Origin of the sequence: Methanoculleus sp. MH98A, assembly GCF_000691865.1 — an archaeon.
Classification (GTDB): Archaea; Halobacteriota; Methanomicrobia; order Methanomicrobiales; family Methanoculleaceae; genus Methanoculleus.
The window spans coordinates 1-1,320 of record NZ_JMIO01000222.1 but is presented as its reverse complement, the minus strand read 5'-3'; the positions used below and the strand labels follow the sequence as shown (position 1 = coordinate 1,320).

Genomic DNA, 1,320 nt, shown 5'->3' with positions numbered 1-1,320 from the left:
GTTCTGACCACCGGGTGCTCCTGGCTCGATGTACCGGCGAAATATGGCACCAAATCGACGGTTCATCGGTACCATCTCGAACTCTGCGAGAAAGGAGTGTACCAGGCGATCTTCCTCGACCTGCTCCGATCCGGGTATGCGATCAAGAAAATCGATCTATCACATTGTGCGACGGATACCAAGGATATCCCGGCTAAAAAAGGGGATCAGCGGGCTATGATGGCTATAAAAAGGTAAACGGGAATAAGCTGAGTGCTCTGGTCGATCGGAACGGCCTCCCGCTTGCCTGCACGGTTGCACCGGCAAATGTCCATGATTCACGGCTCTACGAGCCAACCCTCGAAGCGTTTGAGATTCCCGAAGTGCAGGAGCGTCCTGCAATCATCTCCGCAGATGCAGCCTACGATGCCCGGGAAATCCGTCAGTACAACCGTAAAAGAAGAATAAAGAGTAATATACCGGTCAACCGGAGATCCCGGAAACAGCCGAAACGAGGGAGGCCATTCTGGTTTGATCCAGAACTCTATAAAAAGCGCAATGCGGTAGAACGGTTCTTCAGCTGGATTGAGGCGTTCAAGAAGATCACTCCCCGATACGAGCGATATGAGCACTCATTCATGGGATTGATTCACTTGGCATGTAGTGTCATGATCGGGAGAATATTGGGATGACCTCCTTCTTTTTTGTCGTGGTTCTTTTTGATGTTGCTTTCTTCGTTTTTAGTTTGGGACTCGAAAAGTGCTTTTTTTTGAACGATTCGATGGACATCGTTCCCATCGATCTATTGCATGTCCTGCACAACGGTCGGCAATTCGCGACAGTCCATTCACCGCCCTTCGACGCGGCTTTATTATGCCCTACCTCAAAACTTGTGAACGTAATTTCCTTATCACAAACGTAACATTTCCCTTTCATCTTCTCCCCATTATATTTGCGCCAAACAGCCTCCTTGACAGCTTTTGGACAAGATGCTCGTGCTGTTGTCGTTTTGGTGTCAAATCCAAACAAATTACTGCTCGGGATCTTAAAATCAAAAGGGTCGCGCGCCATATCCTCTCATGTGGCTATTTGTAGAACTTAAATTTAAGATATTCGGTTATATTCGATTAGATAGGCATAATAATTAGAAAAATTAATTAATTATTAGGTGATTCTGATGGCGACAAATACAGGTCGTGGACACCGTAAGGGAGCGGTCAGAAGGAAAACCCAATTCGAGAATCCCAACACGGGGATTCATTACAAGCGTGATTCAGACAGCGGGCGTATAGTCAGTGGGAAAAAGAGCGGTGGAAAATATAAAGGCGTTACAAAAGAGTA

The 1,320-nt window shown here is 46.7% G+C and carries 2 protein-coding genes and 1 pseudogene; 2 read left to right on the top strand and 1 reads right to left on the bottom strand.

Features of this window, described 5'->3' with window-relative positions:
* Both EI28_RS15170 and EI28_RS15620 read left to right on the top strand, forming a co-directional pair.
* Positions 1–237 (top strand): annotated as a pseudogene (locus EI28_RS15170) (hypothetical protein); the annotation flags it as partial.
* 11 nt (positions 238–248) lie between these two features.
* On the top strand, positions 249–671 hold the full coding sequence (locus tag EI28_RS15620) for an IS5 family transposase (RefSeq protein WP_082223170.1): 423 nt from the start codon (positions 249–251) through the stop codon (positions 669–671).
* Here EI28_RS15620 and EI28_RS15615 read toward each other — a convergent pair.
* Positions 646–915 carry an HNH endonuclease gene (locus EI28_RS15615; protein WP_369792318.1) on the bottom strand — a complete coding sequence of 90 codons (270 nt, stop codon included), beginning with the start codon at positions 913–915 and terminating at the stop codon, positions 646–648. The two genes, EI28_RS15620 and EI28_RS15615, sit on opposite strands and share 26 nt — an antisense overlap.
* Positions 916–1,320 lie beyond the last annotated feature (405 nt).